Here is a 14,948-nt window from a genome sequence, read left to right as displayed (position 1 = left end):
ACGCCCAAGTGGCCGAAATCGGACCCTGGTAGATGCATGGGCCTATTTTGAAGAGGCTTGTTCAGCGTTGCCTTAACTTTAAACCCCTACTGCATCGGCATGGATGGCTTCTGTTGCGCGGCTCTGATCTAGATAGGGAAAAGCAGGACAATCACGGGTTAGCCTATTTCCCCAAGCCCTGCATTCCATGACGTCCCCTGCCCACAGTCCCTGGCGCCTGTCCGTTGCGCCCATGATGGACTGGACTGACGCGCATTGCCGCTATCTCCACCGTCTGATTTCCCGCCACACATTGCTTTATACCGAGATGGTGACCACCGGCGCCTTGCTGCATGGCGACGTGCCTCGGCACCTGCGCTTCAATGCCGAAGAACATCCGGTGGCGCTGCAGCTGGGTGGCAGTGAGCCGGTCGACCTGGCGCGTTGCGCCGTGCTGGGCGAGCAGTGGGGCTATGACGAGATCAATATCAACTGCGGCTGCCCCAGCGAGCGGGTGCAACGCGGTGCCTTTGGCGCCTGCCTGATGAACGAGGCGCCGCTGGTAGCCGACTGCGTGAAGGCCATGGTGGATGTGGTGGATGTGCCCGTCACGGTGAAGCACCGCATCGGCATCGATAAGACCGAGAGCTACGAGTTTGTGCGCGACTTCGTCGGCACGGTGGCCGAGGCCGGTTGCAGCACCTTCATCGTCCACGCCCGCAATGCCTGGCTCAAAGGCCTGAGCCCCAAGGAAAACCGCGAGATTCCCCCGTTGCGCTATGAGCTGGTGCACCGCCTCAAGCGCGACTTTCCGGCGCTGACGATTGCCATCAACGGTGGCATCACCACGCAGCAGCAGATTGCCGAGCAGCTGGACCTGCTGGACGGTGTGATGGTGGGCCGCGAGGCCTACCACAACCCCTGGTCCATGGCGGGCTGGGACCAGGCTTTTTACGGTGCGGCGCCTAGCGAGGCTACGCGTGAATCCGTGGAAGAGCAGATGGTGGTTTATATGGAGCGCCTGGCCGCAGAGCAAGGCCTGGGTTGGTATGGCATTGCCCGCCACATGCTGGGGCTGCGCCACGGCCTGCCCGGTGCGCGCCGCTGGCGCCAGGTGTGGAGCGACCACCGCCTGAAAACCACGCCACCGCGCGAGGTGATGGCCCTGGCCCACGCCCACTGACGTTTTTACTTCAATTCGACCAGCGCGGTTTCAAAGTCGTAGTTGGCCATGGCAGCAGATACCGTGCGGTAGGTCTCCCCTAGCGCGTCTTGCAGCATGCCTTTGTGCTCTTGCCAGGTGTCCAGGGCTTCCGGGTCGCTGTCGGCCAGTTGCCGGCGAATCGTATCCAGCGTGGCAGCCAGTAGTACCGGGTCTGCTTCGGTGCTGGATGTCTTGGTGCTGGGGAGGGCTGCCTGTATGCCTTCAACCAGCGCGGCCAGCTGGCTTGCGACCAGGGCAAGCAGTATGGCCACGGCTTCTGCGGGTTCCCGGGCTTTCAGGGCGGCCTCCAGCTGGTTCGCGGCATGTTGTAAATCGGTGGCTCCAATATTGCCGGCCAGACCTTTGAGGGTGTGGGCATAGCGCTCCGCGCTGGTTGCGTCGTCCGCCTCCAGTGCTTGGGCTATAGCGCTGGCGGTGTGCGCCTGGCCATGGGCAAATTTGCGCAGCATCGATACATAGAGCGACTGTTTGCCCATGACGCGGCGCAGGCCCAGAGCGGTGTCCAGCGCGGCGATGTGCTGCGGCACGGCATCTGCTGGCGGCTCGGTAGCGACCTCTGGTGGCTTGACGTCCAGGCCCAGGCCGCTGCGGGGCAGTACCCACTGCGCCAGCGCACACCAGAGTTCATCGGGTTCTATGGGTTTGGCAACGAAGCCGTTCATACCGGCGGCCAGGCAGCGCTCGCGGTCTGCTTGCATGGCGTTGGCGGTCATGGCCACGATGGGCAGCGTGGCCAGCGCGCTGCCGGCGCCCAATTGGCGAATCGCCTCGGTAGCGGTGATGCCATCCATCACCGGCATCTGCATGTCCATCAACACCAGGTCGTAGGCCACTTGTTGAACCATGTCCACTGCGATTTGTCCGTTGTCGGCCATATCCACATGAAAGCCAGCGTACTTCAGCAGCTCGCCGGCAACCTGCTGGTTCAGCAGATTGTCTTCCACCAACAGGATGCGTGCACCGCGCAGCGGCGCCAGGCTGCGCAGTGCGGCACTGGTGTGCGCGGCCGTGTCTTGGGCCGGGCTGAGCGTCGTGTGCTGCCCCAGCGCGTTGACCATGGTGTCGAAGAGAAGGGAGGGGCTGATAGGCTTGAGCAGCACATTGGGAACGTGGGCATCACCTGCGCCCAGCATGACTTCTTCGCGGCCGAAGGCCGTGACCAGCACGACATGTGGTTCGGCTGGCAGCTTCAGGGCGCGCAGCCGCTGTATGGCTTGCAGCCCGTCCATGCCGGGCATTTGCCAGTCCATCATCACCAGATCGAAGGGGCTGCTGCCCTGGGCGCGGCTGCTGACAGCTTCCAGTGCCAGCGCACCGCTGGAGGCGGTTTCCACCACAAAATCCATGCTGCGCAGCATTTCGCTGAGCACCGTGGCCGCAGAGTCGTTGTCGTCTACCACCAGCACCCGGCGGCCACGCAGCTGCATGTCGCTCAGGCATGGGCGTGCCACCCGTTGACCGAGTCCCATGCGGGCCGTGAACCAGAAGCTGGAGCCCTGGCCCGACGTGCTGTCCACGCCGACCTGGCCCCCCATGAGTTCCGCCAGGCGCTTACAGATCACCAGCCCCAGGCCCGAGCCGCCGTACTCCCGGGTGGTGGAACTGTCGGCTTGGCTGAAGCTTTGGAATAGACGGCCAATTTGCTCGGCGCTCAGGCCGATGCCGGTATCGCGCACGGTGAAGCGCAGAACGACGCCGCTGGGCGTGTACTCCTGCACACGCACCGATATTTCAATCTCGCCATGCTCGGTGAACTTGATGGCATTGTTGGCGTAGTTGATCAGGATCTGGCTCAGCCGCAGCGGATCGCCTACCAGCTGCTGCGGTACCTGCGCGGGCAGGTCGCACACCAGCTCCAGGTTCTTGGCCTGGGTCTTGTCGGCAATCACGGTGACCACATTGCCCAGCACCTGCTCCAGGTCGAAGGCGATGTGCTCCACCTGCAGCTTGCCTGCCTCGACCTTGGAGAAGTCCAGGATGTCATTCAATATGCCCATCAGGTGCTGGCCTGACTTGTAGATCTTTTGCAGGTAGTCGCGCTGGCGCGGGTCCAGGTCGGTTTTTAGCGCCAGGTGCGACATGCCGATGACGGCGTTCATAGGCGTGCGGATTTCGTGGCTCATATTGGCCAGAAAGTCGCTCTTGGCCTGGCTGGCCAATTCGGCTGCTTCTTTGGCGCGGCGCAGTTCGGTGGCGGTGGCGCGCTGGATGGAGATGTCTTCATAGACCCATACCACGCCTTCTTCGAGCTTCTTTGGATTGATGGCACGGCCGTAGGTGTGCACCCAGAGTGGCGATCCGTCCTTGTGCCGCAATTCCACGTCGCCTGAGAAGAATCCGCTGGCCTGCATGGCCGGGTTGACCCGCCGGCGGATGGCGGAGAGGTCTTTCTCGGACAGGAATAGCTCCTTGGTTCCGTGCTGCAGCAGTTCGCCCGGGCCGTAGCCAAACATGCGCTCCATGGCCGAGTTGCAGCGCTGGATGGTGTAGTCCACGGCGAAGATCACGCCCAGGCTTACCGATTCGAAAATGGTTTCCTGCTCACGCAGTGCAACCGCCAGCCGTTCCTCGTACTGTTGCCGCGCCCGGTTGGTTTGCAGCAAGCTTTGGTTCATGTCGTTCAGCGAGGCCAGCAGCTGGCCCATCTCGTTGTTGTCGTGCGGCAGCGGGGTGTCGTACAAGTTGCCGGCGGCAACCTGGCGTGCAATCTGCACGGCCTGCAGTACCGGCTCGCTGATGGATCGGCCTATGAAGTAGGCCAGCACCGCCAGCACAAGGTACAGCAAGGCGACCACGGTGAGCAGCGTGTACTTGGTGGTGGTCAGTGCGTCCAGGCGCTGGTCCAGGCTGCTTTGAAGTGCCAGGAAGGCCGCTTCTGTGAACCGGTTTTGGGTGTCGATGATTTCGTTCAGGGTCTGGAAATCATCGGGCGCATTGCGACCGAAGATCTCCGGCTGCAGGATGTGGGCATGCAGGTTTTTGTAGATGCGCTGCCAGTGGAAGCTGCTGGCCAGCACCGGTGTCTGCAGCGGTTCGCGGAAGTCTGCGTTGGCGCGTACGGCTTTTTCCAGTGTGTTTTGCAGCTCGTCGAAGTCGTCGGTGATGCGGCCGATCTGGGCCGTCAGGTAGTTGCGCTCTTCGGCCGATACATCGATCTTGTTGATAAGTTCCACGCCCTTGTCACGCACTTGCGCCAGCGATTCCAGCAGCGAGGGAGATTCGATCAACGCCACACGCTCCAGCAGATAACTCTCGCCGTGCGGGTCTAGGTTCAGACCGAAGTCGTCGGCCAGCTGGTCGTTGATCTTCGTCAGCAGGCGTATCAGCGTGGTGTGCTGGACAAAGCTCTGATCCTGCAGCGGGTGCTTGCTGTTTAGCGTGTCCTGCAGGTCCAGCCACTCGGATTGGCATTGCTCCCACAGGGCGGAGATCACCGGCGTGCGTATGCCGGGCAGCAGGGACTGGACACGCGCCATCGCCGTGTGGACGCCGGCCCGTGCGTCACGCAGCCCGGCGGTGGGGCTGCTGGACGAGGTTTGTGCCACCAGTCCACGGTGTTTTTGCAGCTGCATCACCAGTGTCAGCACCGAGCGTATCGGCGGTACGCCCTGCAGCTCTTTGTGTAGTGTGTCGGTGGTGGTGTTGGCCTCGCGCAGGTACAGGGCCATGGGCAAGGCCAGCAGCAACAGGCTGAGTAAACCCAGCAGGGCCACTTTCTGCGATATCAACCGGCGGTTCAGCCAGGCTTTCATGGTGCGCTGTTTCTATTGCGGTGATGGTGTGCGGTATGGCTCGCCGCATGTGCGGGCCTCAGGGCGTTCGCACGTATTTTGGGTGCTATATATTCAATAGCTGCTTGCGTACGATTTATCTGCGCCACAGGTCTATTTTCTTTGTAATTCATATCGGTTGGTAGACGGGCCTGATTTTTCGCTTGCAGCCCCAGGGTGGCGAGCTGCCAATATACCGAACACCGTGTGGCTTGGAACTTTGAGCGTAATGGATATAGCGTAACCAGTGGTCGACAGGTGACCTTCTGGAGCTGAGTCAGGCCTGCATGGCCTGGGATAGCTCGGTCAGTGCCAGTTCAAAGTCGTAATCCCGCAGGGCGGCTTCCATGTCGGCATGGCGGCCGCCCAGCACGGCCCTGAAGGGCTCGCGGTAGCGCTGGAAAACATCGCGCGCATCTGGGTCGTTGTCTTGCAGCTGAAGCACGAAGCGTTGCATCACTTCAGCAGGTATGGGGTCTGTGGCCCGGGCTGGGGACGGCGCCTTGCCCAGTACCGATTGGGTGGCCTGCACCAGGATATCCAGCGGCTGCTGCAGCAGTTGCAACAGGGCTTCCACTTCGGTCGGACTGCGTTGGTCTCGGATGGCGAACTCCACCTGGGCGGCGGCGTGCTGCAGGCCCGCGGCGCCAATCGTGCCTGCTGCGCCGCGCAGGGTGTGGGCCAGGCGCTCGGCTATGGCGGGGTCGTTCTGCTGCAGGGCCAGGCGTATGCGTGTGCAGCAGTCATGTTGACCGTCGATAAACTTACCCAGCATGCTGCCGTAGAAGGATTCCTTGCCCATCATGTGCTCCAGCCCCATGGTGACGTTCAGCCCGGGCACCGCCCGCAGCCGGCTGGTCAGGGAGAGGGCTGGGCCGGGTGGGGCTGCTGCAATGGATGCCACGCCGCCCAGCCCGGCACGCGGGTGTATCCAGCGCGCCAGAGCCCGCCAGAGTTCTTCGGGGTCTATCGGCTTGGCGATAAAGCCTTGCATGCCGGCGGCGGCGCAGCGGTCGCGGTCTGCCTGCATGGCATTCGCCGTCATGGCCAGGATGGGCATCTGGGCGAAATCGGGGTTCGCGCGTATCGCCAGCGTGGCGTGGATACCGTCCATCACCGGCATCTGCATGTCCATCAGCACCACGTCAAAAGCTTGTTGCACAGACCGCGCGCACACCATGTCGATGGCGATCTGGCCGTTGTCGGCCAGACTGACCTGGAAGCCCGCCTCTTGCAGCAGCTCGCTGGCCACCTGTTGGTTCAAAGGGTTGTCTTCCACCAGCAGGATGTGCGCGCCGCGCAAGGGGGCCAGCGCGGCCAGGGCTGAACTGCCGGCTGGGGACGCATTCTGTGCGCCTGCCTGTGGTGGGCGTGCGTCCAGCAGGCGCATCATGGTGTTGAACAGCACCGAGCCACTGACTGGCTTGTGCAGCAGTTCGTCGATAAAGGCCGCATGTTGGCCGTCGATTTCGTCTCGGCCATAAGCCGTGACCATTACGCGGCGTGGCAGCAGAGGCAGGCGTAGCGTCGTAATGCGCTGCGCGACCTCCAGACCGTCCATGCCGGGCATCTGCCAGTCCAGCATGACGATGTCGAAGGGCGTGCCAGCGTCGGAGGCCAGCTGCAAGGCGTCCAGTGCCTGTGGGCCGGACGCGACCGAGGCCACGCTCAGGTTCAGCGCGGCCAGCATGTCCACCAGTACGGCACGGGCGCTGTCGTTGTCATCCACCACCAGTACCCGGCGTCCGCGCAGGTCGATGCTGGGGGCCAGCCAGCGCGGACGCTGCTCGCCCAGGCCCAGCCGGGCGGTGAACCAGAAGCAGGAGCCCTTGCCTTTATCGCTGTACACGCCTACGTTGCCGCCCATCAGCTCGGCCAGGTTTTTGCTGATCACCAGGCCCAGGCCGGTACCGCCGTACTGGCGGGTAGTTGAGCTGTCGGCCTGGCTGAAGCTCTGGAACAGGCGACTGATCTGCTCGGGCGTGAGGCCTATGCCGGTGTCGTGTACCTCGAAGCGCAGCAGGGCCTGGGTGTCGCTGCGTTCTTCCATGCGTACGACAATATCGATTTCGCCGTCTTCGGTGAACTTGATGGCATTGTTGGCGTAGTTGATAAGGATCTGACCCAGGCGCAGTGGGTCACCCAGCAGGCTTTGCGGCATGTCGGCTGGCACCTTGAACACCAGCTCCAGGTTCTTGCTTTGCGCCTTGTCGGCCACTACGGTGGCCACGTTTTCCAGCAGTTGGTCCAGCTCGAAGGCGGTTTGTTCCACGCGCAGCTTGCCGGCCTCCACCTTGGAGAAGTCCAGTATGTCGTTCAGTATGCCCAGCAGGTGCTGGCCGGACTGGCGGATTTTGAGCACATACTCGTACTGGCGCGGGTTCAGGTCGGTCTTCAGCGCCAAGTAGGACATGCCGATGATGGCGTTCATGGGCGTGCGGATTTCATGGCTCATATTGGCCAGAAAGTCGCCTTTGGCCCGGCTGGCTGCATCGGCTGCATCCTTGGCCAAGCGCAACTGCTCCAGCATGGCGCGCATATCACTCTCGGCCTGGCGGGACTCCATGAACAGCTCTTCGCGCGACTTTTCGGCAAACCGGGCCCGCAGGTCGTCCAGGCGCTCGGGGCGCAGCGTTTGCTGCAGGGCAAAGTACAGGCGCAGGCCGTGGCGGCCGTCTTTCTGGAAGGTTTCACTGTTGTGCACCAGACCGCGCAATACCAGTGCAGGCGCCGGCAGCGGCGTGCTGGCGCTGAAGCTCAGGCCGGCAAAATCGCGCAGCCCCAGGCGGTAGATGTCCATGGCCAGCTGCGGGTCTTGTCCATGGGCCAGCAGCCAGCGGCACATCTCGGAGGTACATGCTGCCATGGGCGTGCAGTGTGGCGACGGGCCCTCAATGGCCAGCAGGGCATGCAAGACCTTGCTGCGCGCCTCCAGGCAGGAGTGGGCCGCATACAGCGACAGCTGGCCTATGCTGGCTACCGCTTGCACTTGAGCACGATGCAGCTGGCATCGTCTGTTGTTTTGCTGCCCTCGCGCAGCACATACTCGGCAATTTGCTGTGCCGTACCCAGGCGGGCGCGGCGCAGCATCTGGCTGCTGATGGTTTCGCGTATGCCGTCCGAATAGAGCAGCACCACATCATCGACATGCAGGGGGAAGCGTTGTACATGCGGCGAGGAGAAGCGTTCGCCCAGCACGCCGTCACGTGAGATGCCGGCCCAGGGGATGGCCCCGACGCAGCGGATGCGGATATTACCCACGCCGGCAAACAACAGCTCGCCGCGTACCGCATGCACAAAGGCCACGGCTGCAGCGGCGCCCACCGTGCCTATGCAGTACTGGTGCATGCGCTGCAGCAGCTGGTCCGGTTGGGTGTTGCCGGCCGTGCGCACCAGGTCGGCCAGCGGCTCGGCTACCGCATGCGCGCGTTTGCCATGGCCCGATGCATCGATGCAGGCCAGTAGCAAGCCGTCCGGTACCTGTTGTACCACTGTGCTGTCGCCGCACAGGTACTCCGGGTAGCGTGGGCGGTTGATTTCGGCCAGATCGAACGACAGCTTCGGGGCCTGGCCAGGCCGCGGTGCGGCGGCAGCCTGCAATGGGGCAGGGCCGGGCTGCGGCGGGGCGGCGGAGAGGGCCATGGTGTGGGCAGACTGGTTCAACCATTTGCGGGTTTGCACCTTGCAGCCCTGTCCGGGGGCGGACGCGATGTGGAACTCGGACACCATGCGGCGCACGCCGCTCAGACCCAGGCCCAGCGTGCCCGAGGAGCTGTAGTGTTCCTCCATGGCCAGGGCCACGTCGGCAATGCCCGGCCCGGCGTCTTCGGCCACGATGTCCACGCCATGGCGGTAGCCGCTGTGCACGGGCTGGATGCGGATTTGGCCTTGGCCCGCGTATTTCAGGATGTTGCTGCCCAGCTCGGCGACCACGGTGGCCAGCATCGTCAGGTCTACCGCCGAGTACTGCGCCAGTGCCGGCATGCGCCCCACCTGGGCCACGGCCATGCGCAGGTCCAGTGCGGACTGGATGCGGAAGGCGGCGCTGTCGTGGGTGCTGCCGGACATGGTTAATACGTACCCTGGGACGCCAGCAGCGCGAAGGCGTCTTCCATGTGCATGCAAAACTGCTGGTCGCCGATGTTCGCACCGGCCTGGGCCAGAAAACTGGCAATGCCCGGATTGAGCGCCACAAACACCACCTGCGCGCCCAGAAAACCCATCACCCGGGCCAGGGCCTGGATGCGCGAGAACTCATGCAGGTCCAGCACCGGCACGGCAGAGAAGTCGAGCACGGCCGCTGGCAGCCGTTTGTCCACCAGGCGCTCGGTTACGGCCTGGTGCAGCGCATCAAAGCTTTCGTCCCGCAAATCGGCCTGCATGGCCACCACCAGGCAGCCCTGCACCTCGGTCATGGAGACGTTGTGGAGCATGCTGGCGGACATGCCAACGCGTCCCTACGACCCGTTCCGGGGACGCAGGCCGCCGGTAAGTTGGGCGGTGGCGCTGACATCGGTTACGCCCACTGCGCGCAGCGCCAGTTCGAAGGCATCGCGCAGGGTGGCGGTGGTGCGTACTTCGCCAATCACCACGCCCAGCTCGACCATGGTGCGGGCGATGGAGGGCGACACGCCGGAGATGATGGACTCGCAGCCCATCAGCCGGGTGGCCTTGGTGATCTTGATCAGCTGGTTGGCCACACCGGTGTCCACCGAGGCCACGCCGCTGATGTCCAGCACAAAGACCTTGGAGCGGCTCTCGGCGATCTTGGTCAGCGTCTTGTTCATGATCTCGGCCGTGCGCGTGGTGTCGATGATGCCCACCAGCGGCAGCAGCAGGATGCCCTCCCAGATCGGCGTGACCGGGGTGGACATTTCCATCATGGCCCGGCTGTGGTCGGCGATGCGTTCGCGTGCGATGCGCGAGATGGTGTCTATCACCAGAAATGTGTCCATCTTCAGCTGCTTGCTGATGGACAGTGCCATGTCCAACACCTCCTCGGTGGGCAGGTCAGTAGTGCGCAGTTTTTTCACCAGCATCTGGTAGAACATGCTGACACCGGCGAAGTAGATGTCGTTGGGCAGCTCGATATGGGCGTGGATGGCGCCCACATGCGTGCAGCGGGCCACGTAGAAGTCGTTGATCTCGGCGGCAAAGAACTGCTGCCAGTGGCGTACCTGCAGCTTGCGCACCCGGCCCACGTTGTCGCTGTCCGGAAAGAACTGCAGGTACTCCGGCTGCTTGCGCAGCCACACATACCATTCCTCCACAAATGCCTCCAGCTGGGGCTCGATGATGCTGCCTGCCTTGCGAACATGGTCTACATCTTGGGGGGTGATATTGAACTTTTCCAGCAACTCGTGCGATGTCATGGTGCTCCTTGGAGATGGCTCTGGCAGGGGGGCGGGCCGTATACGCGTTGGATATGCGCCGGGCCGCAGGTATGGCCCATTTTGTAGTGCTTTAGAGCATTCGCCAAGCCCCGTGGCAACCCGTGCAGCGGGGCGATCATCTGTTTAGGGGATGACGGTAAAAATACGCGCTGGCGCAGGTTTTATCTGCGCAGGCAGCTACAAATACTGTAGCTTTTCTGAGCCGTCAGGAGGCCGCTTCCAGCCCATTGTGGAAGTGCTGGTGCATGCACTGGCTGGCGCGCGCGGCGTCCTGGGCCAGCAGGGCATCCATCAGCGCCCGGTGCTCCTGTAGCGACTCCTGGATACGGCCGGACTTGAGCAGCGAGTTGTGCCGGTTCAGCTTCATTACCTTGCGCAGATCGGCCACGATCTGGTCGCGCCAGCGGTTGTTGGCGATGGCCAGCAGGCGCATATGGAATTGCTCGTTGATGGCAAAGAACTGCTCGCGTTGGTCCACCGCGGCTTCCAGCTCGGCGTGCAGGGCCTGCAGCTCGGCGCGCTGCGCGGGGGTGGCGCGGGTGGCCACCACGCCGGCAGCGTCGGACTCCAGCAACGCCAGCAGGTGGTAGACATCGGCCAGGTCGGTCTCCGACACCTCGGTCACATAGGCGCCACGGCGCACCTTCATGGTCACCAGGCCCTCGGTGGCCAGCACCTTCAGCGCCTCGCGCAGCGGGGTGCGGCTGATGCCGTATTCCTCGGCCAGCTTCAGCTCGTCGATCCAGCTGCCGGGCTCCAGCGTGCGCGCAAAAATGCGTTGGCGCAGCAGCTCGGCCACTTCTTCGTAGAGCGCGCGGGGAGTCAGTGGAGTAAGGGTGGTGGCAGCCATGGGCCGGATTCTACGGTAAAAATAATTCTGAATTTATAATTATGAATGCAGTAAACTGCCGCACAACGCAGCCAAGCCCTAAGTCATATGAGTCACACCGTACCTGAATTTAGCCCTGCCAGCCTCGCGCAATGGGCCAAAGCCGCCGCCAAGTCGGCGCCGGGCGGCGATGTATCGGCACTGGACTGGCATACGCCCGACGGCATCACCGTCAAACCGTTGTACACCGCCGAGGACACGGCCGGCCTGCCATACACCCACACTTTGCCTGGCTTCGAGCCTTATCTGCGTGGCCCGCAAGCCACCATGTATGCGGTGCGGCCCTGGACCATCCGCCAGTACGCGGGCTTCTCCACCGCTGAAGAGTCCAATGCCTTCTACCGCAAGGCCTTGGCCGCTGGCGGCCAGGGCGTCAGCGTGGCGTTTGACCTAGCGACCCACCGCGGCTACGACAGCGACCACCCGCGCGTGACCGGCGATGTGGGCAAGGCCGGCGTGGCCATTGACTCGGTGGAGGACATGAAGATTCTGTTCGACCAGATCCCGCTGGACCGGGTCAGTGTCAGCATGACCATGAACGGTGCCGTGCTGCCGGTGCTGGCCGGCTATGTGGTGGCGGCGGAAGAGCAGGGCGTGCGCCAGGACCAGCTCAGCGGCACCATACAGAACGATATCCTCAAAGAGTTCATGGTGCGCAACACCTACATCTACCCGCCCGCGCCCAGCATGCGCATCATTGGCGACATCATCGGCTACACGGCACAGCACATGCCCAAGTTCAACTCGATCTCGATTTCGGGTTACCACATGCAGGAGGCGGGTGCCAACCAGGCCCTGGAGCTGGCCTTCACCCTCGCCGACGGCAAGGAATATGTGAAGACCGCCATCGCCACTGGTATGGATGTGGATGCCTTCGCCGGGCGCCTGAGCTTCTTCTGGGCCATAGGCATGAACTTCTACCTGGAAGTGGCCAAGATGCGTGCCGCGCGCCTGCTGTGGTGCCGCATCATGAAGGGCTTTGACGCCAAGAGCCCCAAGAGCCTGATGCTGCGCACCCATTGCCAGACCAGCGGCTGGAGCCTGACCGAGCAAGACCCGTACAACAACGTGGTGCGCACCACCATCGAGGCCATGGCGGCCGTATTCGGCGGCACGCAAAGCCTGCACACCAATAGCTTCGACGAAGCCATCGCCCTGCCCACCGAGTTTTCAGCCCGCATCGCCCGCAACACCCAGCTCATCATCCAGGAAGAGACCCACATCCCGCATGTGATAGACCCCTGGGCCGGTAGCTACATGATGGAAAGGTTGACCCAGGACATGGCCGACGCTGCCTGGAAGATCATCGAAGAAGTGGACGCCATGGGCGGCATGACCAAGGCCGTGGACAGCGGCTGGGCCAAGCTGAAGATCGAAGCCGCCGCGGCAGAGAAGCAGGCGCGCATCGACAGCGGTAAGGACGTGATCGTTGGCGTCAACAAATACAAGCTGCAGACCGAAGACGCCATCGAAAGCCGCGACATCGACAACGTGGCCGTGCGCGACGGCCAGATTGCCCGCCTCAAAGTTATCAAGCAAAAACGCGACTCCGCGCAGGTGGAACGTGCGCTGGCTGCTATCAGTTCTGCAGCGGAAACAGGCCAGGGCAATCTGCTGGCCCTGAGCATAGACGCCATCCGCGCCCGCGCCACCGTGGGCGAGGTCAGCGATGCGCTGGAGAAGGTGTACGGCCGCCACCGCGCCGACACGCAAAAAGTCACTGGCGTGTACGCTGCAGCCTACGACTCTGCCTCGGGCGAAGGGGACACCATGGAATTCTGGGACGCTCTCAAGGCCGACATCAATGCCTTTGCCACGGAGTTTGGCCGCCGCCCCCGGGTGATGGTTAGCAAGCTGGGCCAGGACGGCCATGACCGGGGTGCCAAGGTGGTGGCCACTGCCTTTGCCGACCTGGGCTTCGACGTGGACATGGGTCCGCTGTTCCAGACCCCCGAGGAATGCGCGCGCCAGGCGATTGAAAACGATGTGCACGCCGTGGGGGTATCGACTTTGGCAGCAGGCCACAAAACCCTGGTGCCCGCCATCATTGCCGAGCTACGCAAGCAGGGCGCGGACGACATCATTGTCTTTGTGGGCGGCGTGATCCCGCGACAAGACTACGACATGCTGTTTGCTGCGGGCGTGAAGGGCATCTACGGGCCCGGCACGCCGATTCCGGCGAGTGCGCGGGATGTGCTGGAGCAGATCCGCCAATCCTTGGGCGCAGCCAAGGCCTGAGCCAAAACCGGAGCCTTATGCGTTTGAGTTTTGCCCCCGTTGTCGCGGAAGATTTCGAGTCCATGGTGGAGCTGCGCATTGCCGCCTTGCGTGAAAGCTTGGAGCGGCTGGGGCGCTTCGACCCGCAACGCGCCCGTGCACGCTTGCAGGCCGCCTTTGCGCCGCAGTACATGCAGCACATCTGCCTTGCGGACGAGCGCATTGGCTACGTCACGCTCAGGCCAACGGATGAAAGTTCTTTGCACCTGGAGCACCTCTACGTCCGTCCCGGACTACAAGGGCAGGGTGTGGGGGCTTGGGCCATGGCGTGGGTCAAGAGTCATGGCCAGGACGTCACGCTTTCTGCACTGCGCCTGAGTGATGCCAACCGTTTTTACCTGCGCCATGGTTTCGAGGTGGTAGGGGAAAGCGCATTCGACATCGACTACCGCTGGAAGGCGCAGATCGCATGAGCTTTCTTGCTGCCCTTTTGGCAGGTGATAGCCCGGCCCAGCGCCGCGCCATCGCCAAGTCCATCACCCTGCTCGAATCCAGCCGCGCCGACCACCGCGCGCAGGCGGACGAACTGCTGACCGCACTGCTGCCGCACACCAGCAAATCCTTTCGCCTCGGCATTAGCGGCGTGCCGGGCGTGGGCAAGTCCACCTTCATCGAGGTGCTGGGCCTGTACCTGATTGGCCTGGGCTACCGCGTGGCGGTGCTGACCATAGACCCGTCCAGCACGGTGTCCGGTGGCTCCATCCTGGGCGACAAGACGCGCATGGAAAAGCTGTCGGTGCACCCGCAGGCCTACATCCGCCCCAGCCCCAGCAGCGGCACCCTGGGCGGTGTGGCCGAGAAGACGCGTGAGGCCATGCTGGTGTGTGAAGCGGCGGGTTATGACGTAGTGATCGTGGAAACCGTGGGCGTGGGCCAGAGCGAGACGGCGGTGGCCGGCATGACGGACATGTTCGTACTGATGCAGCTGCCGAATGCCGGTGACGACCTGCAGGCCATCAAAAAAGGTGTGGTCGAGCTGGCCGACCTGGTGCTGATCAACAAGTCCGACATCGATGCACTGGCGGCCCAGCGTGCCCAGTTGCAAATGACTTCGGCGATGCAGCTGTTGGGTTTATTTGGCCCGCACGACGACGCACACTGGCGGCCGCAGGCCCTGCTGCTGAGCGCGCTGGCCGGCCAGGGTGTAGAGGCGTTTTGGGCCGCAGCCCTGCAGTTCCAAAAACTGCAAACTGCCAACGGCAACTGGCAGACCCGGCGCCAGCAGCAGTCGCTGGCCTGGATGTGGGAGCGCATTGACGCGGGGCTGAAGCAGGCCTTTCGCCAGCACCCGCAGGTGCAGGCTTTGTTGCCGCAGCTGCAGGCCGAGGTAGCAGCAGGGCGGCTGTCCGCATCCACCGCAGCACGAAATCTATTGCTGGCGCAGAAAACATCTGCGTAGATAGCTATCAAAAACG

10 protein-coding genes are annotated in these 14,948 nt (G+C 63.1%); 4 read left to right on the top strand and 6 right to left on the bottom strand.

The window, feature by feature from the left end; translation table 11 throughout:
- The first annotated feature begins 187 nt into the window (after window positions 1–187).
- Window positions 188–1,162 (top strand): tRNA dihydrouridine(20/20a) synthase DusA, encoded by a 975-nt coding sequence (gene dusA / locus AC07VY_RS21300; protein ID WP_495099197.1) that lies wholly within the window; start codon window positions 188–190, stop codon window positions 1,160–1,162.
- A gap of 5 nt (window positions 1,163–1,167) precedes the next feature.
- Here the strand turns inward: dusA and AC07VY_RS21295 are convergent, their stop codons facing one another.
- From AC07VY_RS21295 to AC07VY_RS21270, 6 genes are all read right to left on the bottom strand, one after another.
- Window positions 1,168–4,956 carry a response regulator gene (locus AC07VY_RS21295; protein WP_495099196.1) on the bottom strand — a complete coding sequence of 1,263 codons (3,789 nt, stop codon included), beginning with the start codon at window positions 4,954–4,956 and terminating at the stop codon, window positions 1,168–1,170.
- A gap of 295 nt (window positions 4,957–5,251) precedes the next feature.
- A complete protein-coding gene (locus AC07VY_RS21290; RefSeq protein ID WP_495099195.1) occupies window positions 5,252–7,963 on the bottom strand; it encodes a response regulator in 2,712 nt (903 codons plus the stop codon).
- Window positions 7,951–9,042, bottom strand: a complete 1,092-nt coding sequence (locus AC07VY_RS21285) for a SpoIIE family protein phosphatase (RefSeq protein ID WP_495099194.1) — start codon at window positions 9,040–9,042, stop codon at window positions 7,951–7,953. The genes AC07VY_RS21290 and AC07VY_RS21285 overlap by 13 nt, the downstream gene beginning before the upstream one ends.
- Window positions 9,043–9,044: 2 nt before the next feature.
- Window positions 9,045–9,419 carry an STAS domain-containing protein gene (locus AC07VY_RS21280; protein WP_495099193.1) on the bottom strand — a complete coding sequence of 125 codons (375 nt, stop codon included), beginning with the start codon at window positions 9,417–9,419 and terminating at the stop codon, window positions 9,045–9,047.
- A 12-nt stretch (window positions 9,420–9,431) separates the two neighbouring features.
- Window positions 9,432–10,346, bottom strand: a complete 915-nt coding sequence (locus AC07VY_RS21275; protein WP_495099192.1) for a protoglobin domain-containing protein — start codon at window positions 10,344–10,346, stop codon at window positions 9,432–9,434.
- Window positions 10,347–10,572: 226 nt separating this feature from the next.
- Window positions 10,573–11,217, bottom strand: coding sequence for a GntR family transcriptional regulator (locus tag AC07VY_RS21270; RefSeq protein ID WP_495099191.1), 645 nt, complete (start codon window positions 11,215–11,217; stop codon window positions 10,573–10,575).
- Window positions 11,218–11,304: 87 nt separating this feature from the next.
- On the opposite strand from AC07VY_RS21270, the gene scpA reads away from it, so the two are divergent.
- From scpA to meaB, 3 genes are read left to right on the top strand one after another with little or no spacing between them, the layout of a single operon-like run.
- Complete coding sequence (gene scpA, locus AC07VY_RS21265) at window positions 11,305–13,494, top strand: methylmalonyl-CoA mutase (protein WP_495099190.1); 2,190 nt, start codon at window positions 11,305–11,307, stop codon at window positions 13,492–13,494.
- 17 nt (window positions 13,495–13,511) lie between these two features.
- Window positions 13,512–13,946, top strand: coding sequence for a GNAT family N-acetyltransferase (locus AC07VY_RS21260; protein ID WP_495099189.1), 435 nt, complete (start codon window positions 13,512–13,514; stop codon window positions 13,944–13,946).
- On the top strand, window positions 13,943–14,932 hold the full coding sequence (gene meaB / locus AC07VY_RS21255; protein WP_495099188.1) for a methylmalonyl Co-A mutase-associated GTPase MeaB: 990 nt from the start codon (window positions 13,943–13,945) through the stop codon (window positions 14,930–14,932). The genes AC07VY_RS21260 and meaB overlap by 4 nt, the downstream gene beginning before the upstream one ends.
- Window positions 14,933–14,948 lie beyond the last annotated feature (16 nt).

Source organism: Rhodoferax sp. GW821-FHT02C08 (genome assembly GCF_059421805.1).
Note: the sequence above shows the minus strand (reverse complement) of the source record. Positions and strands in the feature narration are given on the sequence as shown.